We start from the raw sequence: 17,752 nt of genomic DNA, 5'->3' as shown, positions 1-17,752 counted from the left end.
GACACTAATCCGGGGAGGGCTATTCCCCGGGGTCAGTGCACGAGGTCCGGGCGGCGGGTGTCGGTGCCCGGCACCGGCTCGGCCGGGTCGTCGCCGAGCAGGACGATCCGGTTGTCCGCGTCCACGTGCACCACCGACGGGTGGAAGGAGCGCGCGTCGGCGTCGGACATCGCGGCGTAGCTGATGACGATCACCAGGTCGCCCGGGTGCACCAGGTGCGCGGCGGCGCCGTTGATCCCGATCACCCCGGTGCCGCGCGGGCCCTCGATGACGTAGGTCTCCAGCCGCGCGCCGTTGGTGATGTCCACGATGTGGACCTGCTCGCCGGGCAGCAGGTCGGCCGCCTCCATCAGGTCGGCGTCGATGGTGACCGAACCGACGTAGTGCAGGTCCGCCTGGGTGACGGTGGCACGGTGGATCTTGGACTTGAACATGGTCCGGAACATCAGAACTCCAGGGGGAGGTTGTCGATCAGACGGGTGGCGCCGACGCGTGCCGCGACGGCCAGGACGGCCGGGCCGCGGTGCCCGGGTTCGACGGGATCGAAGGTCGCCGGATCGGCCAGGACGAGGTAGTCCTGGCACAGCGGAGGATCGGCCTTGGCCGCCTCGTCCAGCACGGGCTGCGCCGCCGCCAGGACGGCCGCGACGCCGTCCGGCACGGCGTCGCGTCCCGCGAACAGGGCTCGCGACAACGCGAGCGCGGTGCGCCGCTCGGCCTCCGACAGGAAGCGGTTGCGGCTGGAGAGCGCCAGGCCGTCCGGCTCCCGGACGGTCGGCACCGCGACGACCTGCACGCCGAGGTTGAGGTCCTCGACGAGCCGGCGGATCACCGCGAGCTGCTGGGCGTCCTTCTGCCCGAAGAACGCGCTGTCCGGACGGACCATTCCGAAGAGCTTGGCCACCACCGTGGCCATCCCGTCGAAGTGGCCGGGCCGGGCCGCCCCCTCCACGACCCGGCCCATCCGGCCGGTGCTCACCGAGACCTCGAGCGGCCGGGGGTAGACGTCCTCGACGGACGGCGCGAACACGACCGCCACGCCCTCGGCGTCGCAGACCGCCGCGTCGGCCTCCAGCGTCCGGGGGTAGCGCTCCAGGTCCGCCTGCTCGCCGAACTGCAGCGGGTTGACGAAGACGCTGACCACGACGTGGTCGGCGGCCTCGCGCGCCCGCCGGATCAGCTCCCGGTGCCCGTCGTGCAGCGCCCCCATCGTCGGGACGAACGCGACGGTGCCCGGCAGCGCCCCGCGGGCCCGCGCCAGGTCGGCGAGAGAGTGAACGATCATCGAGGTCCTTCCTGCTCGGGAAGAAGGCGGGCTCACCGGGAGTCGGCCAGCACGCCCAGCAGCCGTTCGGCGTCCTCGGGCTTGAGGAGGCCGGAGTCCAGGGCCAGGTCGGCGGTGCGCCGGGCCAGCGCCAGGTAGCCCGGCACCGCGTCGGGTTCGACCTTCTTCAACGCGGCCAGGTGGTCCGAGACGGTGCCGGCGTCGCCCCGCGCCACCGGGCCGGTCAGCCCCTGGCCGCCCAGCCGCAGCGCGTTGTCCAGGGCCGCGCCCAGCAGCGGCCCGAGCATCCGGCCCGGCTCGGCGACCCCGGCGGCGCTCAGCAGCCCGGAGGCCTCCACCACCAGGGTGACCAGGTGGTTGGCGCCCAGGGCCAGCGCCGCGTGGTACGTCGTGCGCTGCTCCTCGGCGATCCAGACGGGCTCGGCGCCCATCTCCACCACCAGCGCCTCGGCCACCGGGCGCAGCGGCCCCGGCGCGGTCACCCCGAAGGAGACACCGGCGAGCCGCTCCAGATCGTCGGTGCGGCCGGTGAAGGTCATCACCGGGTGCAGCGCCAGCGGCAGGCCGCCCTCCCGGGTGAGCGGGGCCAGCACCGCGGCGCCGTGCCGGCCGCTGGCGTGGGCGAAGATCCGCCCCTGGACCGGGGCACCCGCGCCGACCAGGCCCTCGGCGAGCCCGGCGAGCGCGTCGTCGGGGACGGTCAGCAGGACGAGGTCGGCGGCGGCCACCACCTCCTGGGGCGCCAGGAACGGCACGCCGGGCAGCAGTTCCTCGGCGCGGGGGCGCGAGGCGACGGCGGAGGCGGCGACGACGCGGTGGCCGGCGCGCGCGAGCGCGGCGGCCAGCACGGCGCCGACGCGGCCGGCGCCGACGACGCCGACCTTCAGCCTGCCGGGCCGCTGGGTAGGCAGATCCATGAACGTTCCAGTCCTCGAAAGGGGTACCGGACGGTGCGAGCCAAGGTTACCCAAGCCGGGGAGCGCCCCGTCTGACGCCCTCCCCCGACTCAGGGCCTTCGCATCGCAGCCCCGGCGGTCATGACCCTTCGAGGGTGTCACGGGACGGGCCGGGATCCCGAGGAGCGCCGCCCCCGCCTTCGAAACGCTCCAGGCTCACCGGCCCCTTGGCCTGCATCAGCCAGCCGAATCCGCCCAGGCCTCCCGGATCGGTGAGCTCGGCGGCCTCCCCGGCCCGCGAGAGCGCGGTCACGTAGCCGCGCGGGTCGCTGAAGGCCAGTTCCCTGGGCGGCCTCCGCCCGTCCACACCCAGGACGCGCAGGGCCTCCCGCTGGGTGGTGAGCACCGTCTCCAGTCCCGGCACGGCGCAGGAGTCCAGCGCGACGTGCGCTGTGACGTCGCAGGAGCCGTCCGGGACGGGCCAGACGGCCATGCCGTACCGGTAGCCGGCCAGCGTGGGCCGCCGGGTCTCCACGTCGTGGGAGTAATCGACGGCGACGGCCACCCCGGCGTCCAGCCGCCCCACGAGCCACGACCAGGCCTCGTCCCGGCTGCGCCCGATCTCCGCCCTGCCCGTGCGGTCCGGCCACCAGCGCTCCAGCCAGGCGAGGTCGGGTTCCGCGGGGGCGGGCCCCGGCCGTTCGTGTCCCTCGGCGTCCACGAGCATCAGGCGGGGCCCGTCGGGGGTGTACTCCACGATGTCCAGCGGCACGTTGTCGAGCCACTCGTTGGCGACGACGAGCCCGGTGATCCCCTCCGGCGGCTCGGTGGCCCACACGACGCCCTCGCGGCCGCCCCTGGGCTCGACCTCGACGGCCACCGCGCGCAGCCGCCGCGCCACGTCCGGCGGTACCGCCTCCCTGATGCCGGTGAGCAGCGCGCCGCAGCCGGCGCCCATGTCCACCACGTCGAGCCGGTCCGGGCGGCCGAGCCGGGCGTCAACTTCCTCCAGCAGACCGGCCAAGGCTCGGGCGAACAACGGCGAGGCGTGCACCGAGGTCCGGAAGTGGGCCTCAGGATGTTCCCGCCGGTAGAACCCGTCGGGCCCGTACAGGGCCCGCTCCATCGCCGCGCGCCAGGTGATCACTGCACCAGGGTCGCATGCCCAGCAACCCGGCGGTGCCGACATTCAGCTCAACCACCAGTACACACGGACGAAATAACTACTTAAAGTAATGTACCCGTCACACTTGGGCACAGGTAAAGCAACCCTCCGCCGACAGGGGTCGCGCTACCCGTGAGTAGCTGAATAACTACTCTACGTATGGCCGGGGTTGCTGCGCAGGTGCTCCGGCATCAACAAGTACAGGGAGGATCCCCTAAATGACGCTCAAGAAGTTCGCCGCGGCCGGTGCGCTCGCCCTCGGCGTCATGGGTGTCGCCGGCCCGGCTCTCGCCGGCCCGCACCCGCATCCGCACTTCGGCGGCCCGGATGTCATCGCCCCGACCAGCGTCGACGGCAACGGCATCGCCAACAACCTGATCTCGCTGAACATCTGCGGCACCAACGTGGTGCCGATCGAGGTCATCCCGGTGCTCAGCCCGACCATCGCGACCTGCGAGGACAGCCAGAACGACGACAACATCGAGGTCGAGGACTGATCAGGTCCGGTGACGTCCCCGGCCGGGGTCTCGTCCAGAGCCCCGGCCGCCTCCCCGGTACGGCCGACACATCGGCGGTACCGGCACCGACCCCGGTTCTCCAGCATGCCTGGTCGGGTCGATCACCGAGGTGATCCGCCCGTCCTGTTACCGGACGGCAGTGAACAGCCGTCCGTCACCCAATCTCGCACCATCGGCGGACAGCCGGACGACCACCCGAATGATCGGGGGCGCCGCGCAGGCGCTCCGGTACCGCCAACACACAGGGAGGATCCCCTAATGACGTTCAAGAAGTTCGCCGTGGCCAGTGCGCTCGCCCTCGGCGTCATGGGTGTCGCCGGCCCGGCTCTCGCCGGCCCGCAGCCGCACCCGCACTTCGGTGGCCCCGATGTCATCGCCCCGACCAGCGTCGATGACAACGGCCTGCTCAACAACCTGATCTCGCTGGACATCTGCGGCACCAACGTGATCCCGATCGAGATCATCCCGGTCGTCAGCCCGACCGTGGCCTCCTGCGAGGAGAGCCAGAACGAGGACTCCATCGAGGTCGAGAAGCGCAAGCACCACCACCACGGCTACTACCACCACCACCACGGCTACAAGCACGACTACAAGCACGACGACCACAAGCACCACGGCCACAAGCACGGCCACTGATCCGTTCCACGGCATCAGGCCGGGACTCCTTGGGAGTCCCGGCCTTCTCCCACATAACTCGATAAACCGGCTGCGCCGACATTCCCCCTGGTCTTCCACCACACACCGACAAGTCGACTACCTAAAGTCATCGAATGGTCACGCTTGGATAGAGGTCGGGTAACTCTCCATCACTAGGGGTCGCACTACCCCGGAGTAGCTGAATAACTACTCTACGTATGGCCGGGGTTGCTGCGCAGGTGCTCCGGCATCAACAAGTACAGGGAGGATCCCCTAAATGACGCTCAAGAAGTTCGCCGCAGCCGGTGCGCTCGCTCTGGCCACGGCCGGTGTCCTGGCCACCGCCGGCCCGGCTCTCGCCGGCCCGCAGCCGCACCCGCACTTCGGCGGGCCGGACGTCGTCAGTCCCACCAGCGTCGACGGCAACGGCGTGCTGAACAACCTGCTCTCGATCAACATCTGCGGGTCCAACGTGATCCCGATCGAGCTGATCCCGGTCGTCAGCCCGACCACCGCGTCCTGCGAGGAGAGCCAGAACGAGGACTCCATCGAGGTCGAGAAGAGCAAGCACCACCTGTACGGCCACTGATCAAGCGGTCGTTCCGGCCGGGGTCCCCTTGGGGGGCCCCGGCCCTTTTTCATCCCCTCATCCGGCCCAGCGTTCCAGCGAACCGGACCTGGCCCTGGCCGGCCCGGTCCGCGCCACCGTCTCGTCCGCCAGGCCCCTGGCCTGCGCCAGCTCCCAGTCCACCGCGGCCACCTGGACCGGCCCCGGCGGCACGTCGACCTGAACGGTGCCGAGCCCCAGCAGCCGCTGGACCGGCGAGGCGGTCAGCCGCACGGACTGCGCGCGGGCGAAGTCCACCACGTCCCAGGTCCGGCAGAACCTGCCCCGCCGGGACACGAAGACCTCACGGGAGATGCCCGCCGCGTCCGCGCTCCGCCACCGCGACCGCGCCGCCGTCAGCGCCACGCCCTCGACCGGGGCCCCGGGGAAGATCTCGGAGACCATCGCGAAGGCCGCCTCCCTCGGCCCCACCGGCAGCAGGGTGGACGAGAGGGCCTGGCGCTCCCCGCCGTAACCGGCGACCGTCATCTCCACCCGGGCCCAGCCGAACTGCCGCCACATCCACGGCTCCACCACCCGCAGCGCCTGGATCCGGCCCGGCGGCACCGTCTGCAGCCGGCTCTCCAGCAGGCCGAACCGCAACCGGATGCCGTCCGGCGCGATCGACGAGCGGAACCGCGCGTACATCACCAGGGGCGCGGCCACCTCGCGGCACAGGCCCAGCAGGATCGGGATGGCCACGCCCAGCACCGCCAGCTCCCCGGTGACGATCCCGAAGACGACCAGCGCGACGAACAGCGCGAAGGCCAGCAGCACCGGGACCCGCAACACCAGCGAGAGGAACAGCGCCCCGAACCCCACCCGGCAGAACGGCCGTTCCGGAGCCTCCGGGGTGTGCCCGGGCAGCCCCGCGGCCAGCGCCACCAGCTCGGCCCGCAGCTCCTGCGCCCGCCGCCTGCCCAGATACCGCAACGTGATCTCGGCGGAACTGCCCCCGGCCAGCTCCAGCCGCACCTCCGCCAGCCCGAGCAGCCTGCCCAGCAGCGGGCTGACCACGTCGACGCCCTGCATCCGCGACAACGGGATGCGGCGGATCCGGCTGCGCACCACCCCTGTGTCGACCACCAGGTCGTCGCCGTCGATCCAGAACCGCACCGCCCACCACGTCCACACCCCCACCGCGCCCGCCACCAGCGCGACCGGGAAGGTGACCAGCAGGAACAGCAGGATCCGTGCCGGGTCCAGCGTGAACCAGTCGTCCGGGTCCAGCAGCAGCCACATGCCGATCAGGACGAAATAGACGACCACGATGTTCAGCGAACGCAGCGGAGCGGTCGCCCAGTGCAGGCGGTGCACCTCCATCGACGGCCGCGGAGGCGGCGCCCAGCCCGGCCGGTACGGCTGCCGCGGCGGATAAGGGTGGGGGTTCACAGGCCGGCCCCCTCGTCGCCCCTGGCCGCCAACCTGTCCCGCAGCTGGTCGGCGACCGCGACCGGCAGCCCGGGGATCGCGGCGTCCGTCGTCGCCGCCGCGGTGTGCAGCCGCACCGTCGCCAGCCCGAACACCTGCTCCAGCGGGCCCGACGTCACGTCCACGAACTGCATCCGCGCGTAGGGGACGATGACGATCCGGCGCTGGAAGACCCCCGAGGTGATCACGAGGTCGTCGCCGCGTTCCAGGAAGCCCCAGGCCTGGTAGTCCTGCTCGGCCACCAGCCAGGCCAGGACGAACGCCAGCACCGTCGCCGCGCCCCAGACGATCGCGCCCGGCGTCCCTCCCGTCCGGGCGACCACGAACGCGCCGATCGGCCCGGCGAGCAGCGCGACGACCAGCGCGACCGTCCGGCGGTACCACTTGTGGCGCGAGGAGATCCGCCACCAGCGGGCTCCTTCGGGCGGCGCGAACGCCTCCTCCCGGGTGCGCTGGCGGTAGGGCTGCGGAGGCAGGATCTGCGGCTGCTCGTTCATCGTGTCCCAGTCAACAGGAAACGCCCTCTTTTTAACATCAAAGCCACCACCCGTACCGGTGGCGGGCGACACGGCCGCGTGGCGGCCGGCGGAGTCTGCGACGATGGCCGTCATGGAGACACGCACTGTCGGGATCGGGGCGGGGGCACGGGAACTCGCGACCGAGGACATGATCCTCAACATCGGGCCGCAGCACCCCTCCACCCACGGCGTCCTGCGGCTGCGCCTCACCCTCGACGGCGAGCTCATCGACTCGGCCGAACCGATCGTCGGATACATGCACCGGGGCGCGGAGAAACTCTTCGAGGTGCGCGACCTGCGGCAGATCGTGGTGCTGGCCAACCGGCACGACTGGTTGTCGGCGTTCTCCAACGAGCTCGGCGTGGTGCTGGCCGCCGAACGGGTGCTCGGCATGGAGGTGCCGGTGCGCGCCGTCTGGGCGCGCACCCTGCTCGCCGAGCTCAACCGGGTGCTGAACCATCTCATGTTCCTCGGCTCCTACCCGCTCGAGGTGGGGGCGATCACTCCGATGTTCTACGCCTTCCGAGAACGCGAGGAGCTGCAGCGGGTGCTGGAGGAGGTCTCCGGCGGCCGGATGCACTACATGTTCAACCGGGTCGGCGGCCTCAAGGAGGACCTGCCTTTCGGCTGGCTGGAGCGCACCCGCCAGGCCGTCGCGCTCGTCCGCTCCCGGATGCCCGACATCACGGACATCATCCTGGGCAACGAGATCTTCCGCGCCCGCACCCGCGGCGTCGGCGTCCTCACCCGCGAGCAGATCCTGCAGTACGGGGTCAGCGGCCCCATCGCCCGCGCCTCCGGCGTCGACTTCGACCTGCGCCGCGACGAGCCCTACCTGGCCTACGGCGAACTCGACGTCCCCGTCGTCACCCGCACCGAGGGCGACTGCCTGGCCCGCTTCGAATGCCTCCACGACCAGGTCCTGGCCTCCCTCGACCTCGCCGACGCCTGCCTGGAGCGCCTCGCCGCCCTGCCGCCGGGGCCGATCAACCAGCGGCTCCCCAAGATCCTCAAGATCCCCGTCGGCCACACCTACGCCTGGACCGAGAACCCCCTGGGCATCAACGGCTACTACCTGGTCTCCCGCGGCGAGAAGACCCCCTGGCGCCTCAAACTCCGCAGCGCCAGCTACAACAACATCCAGGTCCTTCCCGAGATGTTGAAGGGACAGCTCGTCGCCGACATGGTCGCCATCCTCGGCTCCATGTTCTTCGTCGTCGGCGACATCGACAAATAACCCGCTACCCGGAAGAGGAGCGGTCCCGCCGTCCTCGACGGCGGGACCGCTCCCGAAGTCGCGGCTCATCGGCCGGGCCGCGTCCGGCGGTCTCGAAGGCGGGACGGGCCGCGGTCAGCGGCGGCCGTTCTTCTCCTCTTCGGGGTCCTTGGGGATGCGGCAGCACCACTCCAGGAAGAGCGCGGCGCCGGTGAGGATGAGGGCCGAGGCGGTGGTGGCGGCGCTGACGATGAAGTCGTGGCGGGGAGTGGGGAGGTCGAGGTCCGGCAGGACATGGAAGGCGAAACCGAGGAAGACACCCGTGAGGGCGGCCGCGGCGTGCGCGCTGGCCTTGCCGAGCACCGCCATGTTCGCCACGCTCAGCGGGTCGACGGGGCGTGCGTCCTCCGCGGCGGCCTTGTGGTGGATCTTGTTGCGGATGTTGACGCCGGTGACGACCTCGCCGAGCGCCAGCAGCAGCAGGGTGGGCACCGCCGTCCACGGCAGCGGCGGCAGCTGCGAGTACACGCCTTTGAGCAGCGCCCACACCGCCAGCGCCGCCGCGAACACCAGCGCCAGCAGCAGGGACGGCCGGGACGCCCTCACGCCGGTGGCTGGAGGGTCAGGTCGTCGCGGCGGGTGACCTCCTGGTCCCCCGCCGCGGCGGCGGCCAGGTCGGCGACCGGTCCGTGGCCCGTCAGCACCGCGTCGGGCTCGACCCCCGCCCACGGCACCAGCACGAACGCCCGTTCGTGCGCGCGGGGATGCGGGAGCGTCAGCCGGGGATCGTCGGAGACGATCCCGCCGAACTGCACGATGTCGATGTCGAGGGTGCGCGGCCCCCAGCGGACGACCCGCTCCCGGCGCATCGACTCCTCGATCGACAGGCTGCGCTCCAGCAGCGTCTCGGGCGTCAGCAGGGTCTCGGCGACGACGACCACGTTGAGGAAGTCGTCCTGCTCGACCCCGCCCCACGGCGCGGTCTCGTACACCGGGGAGATCGCCAGGAACGTGAGGCCGGGCGCGTCGAACAGCGCGTCGATCGCGTCCTGCAGGTTCTCCAACCGGTCTCCCAGGTTGCTGCCCAGCGACAGCACCACCCGGTGTTCGATCAGCATGTGCCCGCCGGTCAAGCTCCGGTCTGTCATGCGCGGCTCCTGAGGATCGTGACGGCGACGTCGGTGAACGGGTGCTCGATGGGGGCGGCCGGCTTGTGCACGGTCACCTCGGCGGTCTCCACCCGCGGATCGGCCAGGCACACCCCGGCCAGCCGCTCGGCGAGCGTCTCGATCAGGTCGACCGGCTCACCGGTCACCACCTCGACCAGCCGGTCGGCCAGCTCCCCGTAGTGGACGGTCAGCGCGACGTCGTCCTTCGCCGCGGCGGGCCGCAGGTCGAGACCCAGGACGGCGTCGACCACGAACTCCTGGCCGAGCTCCCGCTCGGCCGGCAGCACACCGTGGAAACCGCGGGCGCGCAGCCCGCGCAGCTCAATCCGATCCGTCATCCTGTGTCCCGTTCAGCACCGGGGAGCCGTGGTGGACCCACAGCCTCCACTGACCTTCGTCACGTACGAACACCTTCGTCGTCACGACGCTTCCCCCCGCGAGGAACCCTTCTTCGTCCCTGTCGGCCGTGAGGATGTTCTCCTCGCACGTGAGGATCGCGAAGTCGCCCCTGACCTCGGTGTGCACCTCGGTGAGCACGAACTGGATGTAGGCGGTGTTCGCCATGATCAGCGCCCAGGAGCGCAGCACCTCGCCGCGCCCGCGCAACATCGTCCAGCCCGGATGGACGCAGGTCACGCCCTCGGCGTAGTCTCCGTCGGCCCAGACCTCGTGCATGAGGTCCAGGTCGCCCGTCTCGAAGGCGGTGTAGAACTTGGCATTCGCGGCCTCTACCGCTGCGGCGTCATCCACGCGCTGAGCCTATGGCCGCGGCCACCCGCACCGCGTCTGCGTTCGGCCGGACATTGTGCACGCGTACGCACCAGGCGCCCGCCGCGGCGGCCAGCGTGCTGACCGCGAGCGTCGCGTCGTCGCATTCGGCGAACGGGCGGGGCGTGCCGTCCGGGGCGGCCAGCAGCCTGCCGAGGAAACGTTTGCGCGAGGCGCCCACCAGGACCGGGAACCGCGTGCCGAGCTCGCCGAGGCGGGCCAGCAGCGCCCAGTTGTGCTCCGGCTGCTTGGCGAACCCCAGCCCCGGGTCCAGCACGATCATCGACGGGTCGACGCCCTGGGCGACCACCGCCTCGACCCGGTGCAGCAGCTCGTCCCTCACCTCGGTGACGACGTCCCGGTAGACCGCGCGGCTCTGCATGTCGTGGCTGTGCCCGCGCCAGTGCATCACCACGTACGGCACCCGCGCCCGCGCCACGACCTGCGGCATGTCCGGATCGGCGAGACCGCCGCTGACGTCGTTGACCAGCAGCGCCCCCGCCCGCACCGCGGCCTCGGCCACCTCGGCCCGCATCGTGTCGACGCTGACCGGCACCCCTTCGCGGGACAGCGCCTCGATCACCGGCACGACCCGCCTGAGCTCCTCGGCCAGCGACACCCGCTGCGCCCCCGGCCGCGTCGACTCACCGCCCACGTCGATCAGGTCGGCCCCGTCCCGCGCCAACTCCAGCCCGTGCTTGACGGCCCGCTCCTGATCAAACCACTCCCCTCCGTCACTGAAGGAGTCCGGCGTGATGTTCACCACGCCCATGACCAGGCACCGCTCGTGATCAGGCAGCCCGGAAACGCTCATGCCACCAGCCTAAGGCCTCCCCCCGACAACCCCGCTCCCGCCCGATCTCACTCCGCCTCCGGATGCCGCAGACACGGCGAAGACACGTTCACTCCGATCCGCGGACTGCCCGGAACGGTGGTGATCCCCTGGAGAACCGCCCCGTAGCCCTCCTCCGGCGCCGCGATCCGCAGAACCGCCTGGCTCGTCGCACTTCCCGTACCGAACTCGACGGTCCGCCAGCCCGCGCCTTCCAGCGCCGCCTTCAGCCTGGTCAGCGCCTCACCGATCACCGCCGCGCTCGGGACCTCCACGTAGGTGATCAACGCTTCCGAATAGGGGCTGTGGCCCACCCACCAAGTTTCGTGATCAAGGTTGCGGCCCGGTACCCGCTTGGCGTTGTACTCGCTTCCGCACGGACTCGGAGAAATGTTGGGATTGTTAAATTTCCCCTCAATGGCGAGCCCATCGAGGATTTCTTTCCCGTACCGACCCACCTTGGCCGCTACATCCTTCGGGTGCGCGATCGAATATTTTTCTTCTGCCATCAGACCTCCCAGCTTCACGCTCGAACATCCGGACAGGACCACCAAAGAAACAATGAGAGAGCCGCACCATTTCATCTTTGTCATGATTTCGACCCCGCCTTAACGATCATTCGGCTTTCAAAACCGGGTCATCCGCCGGGGTGGAGTTCCCATGGGTGTGGACCATGACTTTGACCTGGTTGTCCAGACTCTTGCTTCCCTCGTTCCAGTATTCGCTGTGACCTTGGGTGTCCGTCTCGAGGATCTGCCCCCCGAACTGATCATCGGACGGGACCAACGGCATGGGGTTGCCCACGAACCCCCATCGTTTTTCAGGGTCCGGCCGTCCGTGTCCCATGCGACCCGCATTGGGCACCGGGTCCCCCTCCGCCGCTTGGGCCCAGACGCGCTCGGCACCGATACCGAGCTCGGCAGCTTTTCCTACATGCATTCCTGGACTTCCCGCCACGACGATGTCATCCGCAGCGAAATCGCGTTTCTTGGCAGCCTCTCCCACGACCACCGAACCATAACTATGCCCGATCACGGTCACATGGGCTTTTGGCGCGTCTTGACCAGCGCGAATGCCGTTGACGAAGCCTCTCAGTTTAGGAGCACCTGCATCTGCGTATTGATCTCTTGTCGCATCGGCGACGATGCCGTCTGGCGCGTCGTAACCCAGCCACATCACGGTGGAGACCGCGTCCTTGAATACGTAGTTCTGGCTCTGCTTCCACAGATTTACGACCCGTTCGACGTCGCCGTCGATGTTGTCGAGTTGGGCCGTGGTGCCGGGGACGTAGATTCCGGTGTGGCGGGATCTGTCGGGGTTGCCGATGGCGATGATGACGCGGCCGTCGGGGCCCGGGGTGGGGTCGGTGACGAGGCGGGGGATCGAGTCGGGGAGGAGGGGCTTCTCGCCGGGTCCGTCCCAGGGGCCTGCGAGGGTCGAGGAGAGGCCCAGGAGGTAGGCCTTCTGACCGGTGTCCCGCTCGACCGAGGCGAGTTTGTCGGCGAGCCGCTCCAGCCTTCTCAGGTCGCGGGCCTCGAAGGGCGTCAGCGAGCCGGCGGGGCTTTCCCGCAGTTGTTCGAGGCGGCGTTCGAGGACCGTCCGGTTCGCCTTGTCCCGGGCGGCGGCGGGCACCCCGTCCGCCCATCCGATCAGCGCCGGGAAGGCCAGTACGTACAGGCGCCGCTGCTCCCGGCCGAGGAGCTCCCACCATTTCCGCACCTCGGCGGCCCCGCAACCCGGCATGTCCGCCGGGTCCACCCCCGCCCGGAGGAGCCGGGCGTACAGCTTCGGGTCGGCGGCCTTCACCGCCCACATCATCGAGAGCGCCGCCGCGAGCCGGCCGATCCGCTCGGGCCCGAGCTCCTCCTTGGCGAGGAGGTCCCTCCGCCGCCGCAGGTCCGGGATCTCCCCCAGCAGGTCCGTGCCGAGCCTCTCGACCCGGATTCCCGGGCCGCCGCCCGCCCCGATCCCCTCCAGGGTCCTGCGCAGTTCCCGCCCGGTGTCCTGCCAGCGCCGCGCCATCCGGCCCAGTTCGATCATCAGGTCGTTCAGCCCTTCGGGGCTTCCCGCCCCGATCCCCGGTTCCCCCCGGGGCGCCCGTCCCGCCCGGGGAAACCTCACGTGGATCCCGGGCACGGGCGGCGTCGCCTGCCGCCCCGCCGCCTCGATCCGCCCGGCGGCCTCCACGAACGCCCGCCCCGCCTCGCCGTGCCGCTCGGCGACCCGCCCGAACAGGGCCACCGCCGCGGGCCCCACCAGCACCTCGCCTTCCAGCAGCCGCCAGGCCCGTACACCGGCGTTCCCCGCGGCTCCGGCCAGATCCTCGACCCGCCGTCCCGCCCACCACACCCGCTCGGACACCACCACGCCGCGCTCCCCGAAGCCCGTCCCGCTTGCCTGCCCCGGTCGGCGCCCCGCCCGCGACGGCCGTCCGCCGGGCGGAGCCCCGTCGGCATCGTCGATCGCCTCCGGCGCCCCGAACACTTCACTCACCGAGAGTGACCAGGCCATTGTGTTCGGTGACACCGGCTTCCGTCATCTCTTTCGCCCGAGTCACGCCCTCCGCGCCTCCCATCCCCGACAACTCGGGAACCCGCTGCGCGAAGGCCGTCGGCCGCCTACCGTGGCAGGTGACCGTTCCCCAGCGAGAGGACGACCCATGGGTGCGGACCGCAGAGGCGGCAACATCGGCCAGATGGAAGAACTCGCCCGCCTGTTCTCCCGACACTCCAAGAACCTCGACGCCCTCATCAAGGACCTCAACGGCCGCACCGTCAGCTCCACCGAGATCTGGTGGGGCCCCGGCGCCGACCGCTTCCGCGCCGCCTGGGCCGAGGCCAAGAGCGCCTTCGACAAGATGGCCGTCGCCCTCGAAGAAGGCGCCACCGACGTCCGCCGCTCCCAGCAGAACATCGAAGCCGCCACCCGCTGACGCCTTCGACCCCGGGGCGGGACGACCTGCCTCCGCCCCGCCCCGGTTCCCACCACCCCACCGAACCGGACCACCCGCGCGACCGACACCCGCCCGCGCAGAACAGCACCCTCATCACACCCCCGAGGTGCCCCCGACCACCCCGAAGCCGAGCCCGGCCCGTCGAGAACGGCCCCCTGAAGGCGAAGGCGCTCCGCTTCGGTCGAGGCCGGTGAAGACCGAGCCTGTTCAATGAAGACCGTGGACGAGGCTCACCACCTCGTTGCACGCCTCGGCACAGACGCGGAGCCACCACGAACATGGGGTCTGGCCGCTTTCTGGAACCGGCGAACCGAGGCCCGGCTGGGCCGCGAAGAGCAGCGGAGGCGGCGGGACGACCCGGAGCCAGGCAGATGCGGCGGCGGGCGTCCCACAGTCGGACAGGGGCGGCGGCGGGCCCGGGGAAAGGAAAACCGCCTCGGCTCGGCCGAAGCGGTGGGGAGGGTGGGGGTCGTCCGGGGTCAGTGGCGGCCGAGGATGAGGCTCATCGCCTCGTTGCGGGTCTCGGCGTGGGTGCGGAAGTCGCCGCGGACGGCGGACGTGACGGTCTTGGCGCCGGGCTTGCGGACACCGCGCATGGTCATGCAGAGGTGTTCGGCCTCGATGACGACGATGACGCCGCGGGGCTTGAGGTGGTCCATCAGCGCGTCGGCGACCTGGCTGGTGAGGCGCTCCTGGACCTGGGGGCGGCGGGCGTAGACGTCGACGAGGCGGGCCAGCTTGGACAGGCCGGTGATCCGGCCGTTGTCGCCGGGCGTGTAGCCGACGTGGGCGACGCCGTGGAAGGGCACCAGGTGGTGCTCGCAGGTCGAGTAAAGCTCGATGTCCCTGACCAGGACCATCTCGTCGTGGTCGGCCTCGAAGACCGTGGTCAGCACGTCCTCCGGACCCATGGACAGGCCCGCGAACTGCTCGGCGTAGGCGCGGGCGACCCGGGCCGGGGTGTCCCGGAGTCCGTCACGGTCGGGATCCTCACCGATGGCGTACAGGATCTCCCGTACGGCCTTCTCGATCCGTGCGTGATCGAACTCCGGGGCAGCGCTCATAACGGACACTCTACGCGGACCCGTCAGTTGTCCGTTTCACCGGTAGGCATTTCCACGGCCTTGGCGTCCGCGGGGCCGGTCAGCGAGAGCTCCTTGGGCGTCATGACCGGGGGCCGGTCGGACGGAAGGCGCTTGCCGTAGCCGACGTAGGACTTCTGGTGCGGGCGCTTGCGGATCGGCGCGAAGATCTGCAGCACCTGGTCCTTGCTGAGCGTCTCCTTCTCCATCAGCTCCAGCACCAGGTGGTCCAGCACGTCCCGGTACTCGGTGAGGATCTCCCAGGCGACGTCGTGGGCGCCCTCGATCATGCGGCGCACCTCGTCGTCGATCGCCGAGGCGATGTTCTCGGAGTAGTCGCGCTCGTGGCCCATGTCGCGGCCGAGGAAGACCTCGCCGCCGCCGCTGCCGAACTTGCGGGCGCCGAGGCGCTCGCTCATGCCGTACTCGGTGACCATGTTGCGGGCGATCGAGGTGGCCTTCTCGATGTCGTTGGACGCGCCGGTGGTGGGCTCGTGGAAGACGAGTTCCTCGGCCGTCCGGCCGCCGAGCAGCATGGCGAGCTGGTCGTTCATCTCCGAGCGGGTGGTGAGGAACTTGTCCTCCATCGGCAGGGTCATCGTGTAGCCGAGGGCCCGGCCGCGCGGCAGGATCGTCACCTTGTGCACCGGGTCGGCGTTCGGCAGCGCGTGCGCGACCAGGGCGTGGCCGCCCTCGTGGTAGGCGATGATCTTCTTCTCCGCGTCGGACATGACCCGGGTCTTGCGCTCCGGCCCTGCCATGACGCGGTCGATCGCCTCTTCGAGGGTCTCCATGTCGATGAGCTTGCGGTCGAAGCGCGCGGTGAGCAGCGCCGCCTCGTTGATGACGTTCGCCAGGTCCGCGCCGGTGAAGCCGGGGGTGCGCCGGGCGATGATGTCGAGGTCGACGTCGGGCGCGAACGGCTTGCCGCGGCCGTGGACGCGCAGGATGCCCTTGCGGCCCTCGAGGTCGGGGCGGTCCACCGTCACCTGGCGGTCGAACCGGCCGGGACGCAGCAGCGCCGGGTCCAGGATGTCGGGCCGGTTGGTGGCGGCGATCAGGATGACGCCGGCCTTGGCGTCGAAGCCGTCCATCTCGACCAGCAGCTGGTTGAGGGTCTGCTCGCGCTCGTCGTGCCCGCCGCCCAGGCCGGCGCCGCGGTGGCGGCCGACCGCGTCGATCTCGTCGATGAAGATGATCGACGGGGCGTTCGTCTTGGCCTGCTCGAACAGGTCACGGACCCGGGAGGCGCCCACGCCGACGAACATCTCGACGAAGTCGGAACCGGAGATCGAGTAGAACGGCACCCCCGCCTCGCCGGCGACGGCGCGCGCCAGCAGCGTCTTGCCGGTGCCGGGAGGGCCGAAGAGCAGCACGCCCTTGGGGATCTTGGCGCCGATCGCCTGGAACTTGGCCGGGTTCTGCAGGAAGTCGCGGACCTCCTTGAGCTCCTCGATCGCCTCGTCGGCGCCCGCGACGTCCGAGAAGGTGGTCTTCGGGGTGTCCTTGGTGATGAGCTTGGCCTTGGACTTGCCGAAGTTCATCACCCGCGAGCCGCCGCCCTGCATCTGGTTCATGATGAACAGGAAGATGAGGATGATGATGATCATCGGCAGCAGGCTGAACATCAGGCTCAGGAAGACGCTCTGCTTGGGAACGTCGACCAGGTAGGACTGGGTCTTGCCGGCCTGGACCTGCTGCTGCAGCTGTTCCTGCAGCTTGACGCCCTGGCCCCCGACCCAGCTGGCCTGCTCGTGCTTGCCGTCGGTGGTGGTGATCTGGATGACCTGGTCCTTGTCGACGATCTTCGCCGACTTCACCTGGCCCTTCTGGATGGCGGAGACCACCGTGGAGGTGTCGACCTTCTCGTAGGTCTGCCCCGGGTTGACCCCCCACATGACGAGGGCGACCAGCACACCGAAGAGAAGGACCCACAGCAGTGGTCCGCGGAAGTAGCGCTTCACGTCCATATGTGCGGCAACCCCGGACGGGGCCCGTCCCTCCTGACCAACATCTGCGGAAAGCTAACTACTGAAGGTACACCGGGCGAAGCGAAACATGCAGCCAGCGATCTCCCCAGCGTCATCCCAACGAACGGCTGGCCCGGGATGTTCCCCGCGATCAGTTGCTGTACACGTGCGGGGCAAGTGTCCCAACAAAGGGGAGGTTGCGGTACTTCTCCGAATAGTCCAGCCCGTAACCCACGACGAACTCGTTCGGAATATCGAAACCGATGTACTTCACGTCGATCTCGGTCTTGACCGCCTCCGGCTTACGCATGATCGCACACACCTCGAGGCTCGCCGGCTGCCGCGTCCGGAGGTTGTCGATCAGCCACGAGAGCGTGAGCCCCGAGTCGACGATGTCCTCGACGATGAGCACGTGCTTGCCCGAGATGTCGGTGTCCAGATCCTTGAGGATGCGCACGACCCCCGACGACTTGGTGCCCGAGCCGTAGGAGGAGACCGCCATGAAGTCCAGCGAGACGTGGCTGCGCAGGGCTCGCGACAGGTCGGCCATGACCATCACCGCGCCCTTGAGCACCGCGACCAGCAGGAGGTCCTTGTCGGCGTAGTCGGTGTCGATCTGCTCGGCCAGCTCCCGGATCTTCGCCTGGAGCTGCTCCTCCGTGATCAGCACCTTGGCCAGGTCGTTGCCCAGGTCCTTCTCTTCCAC

The 17,752-nt window shown here is 70.2% G+C and carries 21 protein-coding genes; 5 read left to right on the top strand and 16 right to left on the bottom strand.

The window, feature by feature from the left end:
- Window positions 1-32 precede the first annotated feature (32 nt).
- From panD to C2865_RS05520, 4 genes are all read right to left on the bottom strand, one after another.
- On the bottom strand, window positions 33-446 hold the full coding sequence (gene panD, locus C2865_RS05535) for an aspartate 1-decarboxylase (protein WP_106397145.1): 414 nt from the start codon (window positions 444-446) through the stop codon (window positions 33-35).
- Window positions 446-1,285, bottom strand: coding sequence for a pantoate--beta-alanine ligase (gene panC, locus C2865_RS05530; RefSeq protein ID WP_106397144.1), 840 nt, complete (start codon window positions 1,283-1,285; stop codon window positions 446-448). Before panC ends, panD begins: the two co-directional genes overlap by 1 nt.
- Window positions 1,286-1,317: 32 nt before the next feature.
- Window positions 1,318-2,202 carry a Rossmann-like and DUF2520 domain-containing protein gene (locus C2865_RS05525; RefSeq protein ID WP_106397143.1) on the bottom strand — a complete coding sequence of 295 codons (885 nt, stop codon included), beginning with the start codon at window positions 2,200-2,202 and terminating at the stop codon, window positions 1,318-1,320.
- A gap of 118 nt (window positions 2,203-2,320) precedes the next feature.
- Entirely contained in the window at window positions 2,321-3,328 is a 1,008-nt protein-coding gene (locus C2865_RS05520; RefSeq protein ID WP_332873335.1) for an SAM-dependent methyltransferase, read from the bottom strand.
- A gap of 236 nt (window positions 3,329-3,564) precedes the next feature.
- Between C2865_RS05520 and C2865_RS05515 the strand changes: the two genes are divergently transcribed.
- The 3 genes from C2865_RS05515 (at window position 3,565) to C2865_RS05505 (ending at window position 5,089) form a co-directional block, all read left to right on the top strand.
- Entirely contained in the window at window positions 3,565-3,843 is a 279-nt protein-coding gene (locus C2865_RS05515; protein WP_106397141.1) for a hypothetical protein, read from the top strand.
- 279 nt (window positions 3,844-4,122) lie between these two features.
- Window positions 4,123-4,500, top strand: a complete 378-nt coding sequence (locus tag C2865_RS05510; RefSeq protein WP_106397140.1) for a hypothetical protein — start codon at window positions 4,123-4,125, stop codon at window positions 4,498-4,500.
- A gap of 277 nt (window positions 4,501-4,777) precedes the next feature.
- Window positions 4,778-5,089: a hypothetical protein gene (locus C2865_RS05505; RefSeq protein WP_106397139.1), complete on the top strand. Its 312-nt coding sequence runs from the start codon at window positions 4,778-4,780 to the stop codon at window positions 5,087-5,089.
- A 57-nt stretch (window positions 5,090-5,146) separates the two neighbouring features.
- Here the strand turns inward: C2865_RS05505 and C2865_RS05500 are convergent, their stop codons facing one another.
- Together C2865_RS05500 and C2865_RS05495 are read right to left on the bottom strand one after the other, a co-directional pair.
- A complete protein-coding gene (locus C2865_RS05500) occupies window positions 5,147-6,499 on the bottom strand; it encodes a PH domain-containing protein (protein WP_232835373.1) in 1,353 nt (450 codons plus the stop codon).
- Entirely contained in the window at window positions 6,496-7,035 is a 540-nt protein-coding gene (locus C2865_RS05495; protein ID WP_106397138.1) for a PH domain-containing protein, read from the bottom strand. Before C2865_RS05495 ends, C2865_RS05500 begins: the two co-directional genes overlap by 4 nt.
- Before the next feature lie 103 nt (window positions 7,036-7,138).
- Here C2865_RS05495 and C2865_RS05490 point away from each other — a divergent pair, with 103 nt between their 5' ends.
- Window positions 7,139-8,293, top strand: coding sequence for an NADH-quinone oxidoreductase subunit D (locus tag C2865_RS05490; protein WP_106397137.1), 1,155 nt, complete (start codon window positions 7,139-7,141; stop codon window positions 8,291-8,293).
- A gap of 114 nt (window positions 8,294-8,407) precedes the next feature.
- Here the strand turns inward: C2865_RS05490 and C2865_RS05485 are convergent, their stop codons facing one another.
- Genes C2865_RS05485 through C2865_RS05455 form a run of 7 tightly spaced genes read right to left on the bottom strand, consistent with a single transcriptional unit; the run spans window position 8,408 to window position 13,408 of the window.
- Window positions 8,408-8,878 carry a DUF3180 domain-containing protein gene (locus tag C2865_RS05485; RefSeq protein ID WP_106397136.1) on the bottom strand — a complete coding sequence of 157 codons (471 nt, stop codon included), beginning with the start codon at window positions 8,876-8,878 and terminating at the stop codon, window positions 8,408-8,410.
- A complete protein-coding gene (folK, locus tag C2865_RS05480; protein WP_232835372.1) occupies window positions 8,875-9,420 on the bottom strand; it encodes a 2-amino-4-hydroxy-6-hydroxymethyldihydropteridine diphosphokinase in 546 nt (181 codons plus the stop codon). The genes C2865_RS05485 and folK overlap by 4 nt, the downstream gene beginning before the upstream one ends.
- Window positions 9,417-9,779 carry a dihydroneopterin aldolase gene (gene folB, locus C2865_RS05475; RefSeq protein ID WP_106397135.1) on the bottom strand — a complete coding sequence of 121 codons (363 nt, stop codon included), beginning with the start codon at window positions 9,777-9,779 and terminating at the stop codon, window positions 9,417-9,419. Before folB ends, folK begins: the two co-directional genes overlap by 4 nt.
- Window positions 9,763-10,191: a nuclear transport factor 2 family protein gene (locus tag C2865_RS05470; RefSeq protein ID WP_106397134.1), complete on the bottom strand. Its 429-nt coding sequence runs from the start codon at window positions 10,189-10,191 to the stop codon at window positions 9,763-9,765. Before C2865_RS05470 ends, folB begins: the two co-directional genes overlap by 17 nt.
- Entirely contained in the window at window positions 10,184-11,023 is an 840-nt protein-coding gene (folP, locus tag C2865_RS05465; protein WP_456297943.1) for a dihydropteroate synthase, read from the bottom strand. Before folP ends, C2865_RS05470 begins: the two co-directional genes overlap by 8 nt.
- 47 nt (window positions 11,024-11,070) lie before the next feature.
- Window positions 11,071-11,634, bottom strand: coding sequence for a hypothetical protein (locus C2865_RS39250; RefSeq protein WP_157963578.1), 564 nt, complete (start codon window positions 11,632-11,634; stop codon window positions 11,071-11,073).
- A 22-nt stretch (window positions 11,635-11,656) separates the two neighbouring features.
- Complete coding sequence (locus C2865_RS05455; RefSeq protein WP_157963577.1) at window positions 11,657-13,408, bottom strand: alpha/beta hydrolase; 1,752 nt, start codon at window positions 13,406-13,408, stop codon at window positions 11,657-11,659.
- Window positions 13,409-13,700: 292 nt separating this feature from the next.
- On the opposite strand from C2865_RS05455, the gene C2865_RS05450 reads away from it, so the two are divergent.
- The gene (locus C2865_RS05450; RefSeq protein ID WP_106397130.1) at window positions 13,701-13,973 is read left to right on the top strand and encodes a WXG100 family type VII secretion target; all 273 of its coding nucleotides are present in this window, start codon (window positions 13,701-13,703) and stop codon (window positions 13,971-13,973) included.
- Window positions 13,974-14,473: 500 nt separating this feature from the next.
- Here C2865_RS05450 and folE read toward each other — a convergent pair whose 3' ends face one another.
- The 3 genes from folE to hpt all read right to left on the bottom strand — a co-directional run bounded on the left by folE (window position 14,474) and on the right by hpt (window position 17,752).
- Window positions 14,474-15,058, bottom strand: coding sequence for a GTP cyclohydrolase I FolE (folE, locus tag C2865_RS05445; RefSeq protein ID WP_106397129.1), 585 nt, complete (start codon window positions 15,056-15,058; stop codon window positions 14,474-14,476).
- 23 nt (window positions 15,059-15,081) lie between these two features.
- Window positions 15,082-17,046, bottom strand: a complete 1,965-nt coding sequence (ftsH, locus tag C2865_RS05440; RefSeq protein ID WP_106397128.1) for an ATP-dependent zinc metalloprotease FtsH — start codon at window positions 17,044-17,046, stop codon at window positions 15,082-15,084.
- 151 nt (window positions 17,047-17,197) lie between these two features.
- Window positions 17,198-17,752 (bottom strand): hypoxanthine phosphoribosyltransferase, encoded by a 555-nt coding sequence (gene hpt / locus C2865_RS05435; protein ID WP_106397127.1) that lies wholly within the window; start codon window positions 17,750-17,752, stop codon window positions 17,198-17,200.

It is taken from the genome of Actinocorallia populi (assembly GCF_002995495.1).
In the GTDB taxonomy this organism is placed as follows: domain Bacteria; phylum Actinomycetota; class Actinomycetes; order Streptosporangiales; family Streptosporangiaceae; genus Actinocorallia; species Actinocorallia populi.
The sequence above is the reverse complement of the archived record's forward strand: the minus strand, read 5'-3'. Positions and strand labels throughout refer to the sequence as shown.